The organism is Dryocola clanedunensis (assembly GCF_038405435.1).
Lineage (GTDB): Bacteria > Pseudomonadota > Gammaproteobacteria > Enterobacterales > Enterobacteriaceae > Dryocola > Dryocola clanedunensis_A.
On the sequence record NZ_JBBYHZ010000139.1, the window covers coordinates 1 to 592 of the forward strand.

Here is a 592-nt window from a genome sequence, read left to right on the forward strand (position 1 = left end):
TGGGCGAGAACGACCCGGCCGCGCGCAAGGCGATCGGTCCGCTGATGCCGCAGGTGGATCGCCTGTACCAGCTGTATCACGTGCTGGCCAAGGCCCGTACCCGCCGCGGTGCGATCGAGTTTGAAACCTCCGAAGTGCGCTTCGTGCTGGACAACACCGGCGAAGTCACCCAGGCCGGGATGATGGTGCGCAACGATGCGCACAAGCTCATCGAAGAATGCATGATCGCGGCCAACGTGCAGGCTGCGCGCTACCTGCTGGCCAAGCACGTGCCGGCGCCGTTCCGTGACCATGAGCGCCCGCCGGAATCCAAGTACGCCGACCTGCTCGAGTTCCTGAAGGAATTCAAGCTGAGCCTGCCGCCGTGGTCGAAGGTGCAGCCGGCCGATTTCACCAAGCTGCTCAAGAAGGTGCGCGACCGACCGGACGCAGCACTGCTGGAATCGGTGCTGCTGCGCAGCCAGAGCCTGGCGGTGTATTCGCCGGACAACCTTGGCCACTTCGGCCTGGCACTGGATGCGTACGCGCACTTCACCTCGCCGATCCGCCGCTACCCCGATCTGCTGGTGCACCGTGCGATCAAGCACGCGCT

General features: G+C 65.0%; 1 protein-coding gene. It reads left to right on the forward strand.

Features of this window, described 5'->3' with window-relative positions; translation table 11 throughout:
* Positions 1-592 (forward strand): RNB domain-containing ribonuclease (locus AAE045_RS23875; RefSeq protein WP_455549782.1); only part of this gene is annotated, 592 nt, incomplete at both ends.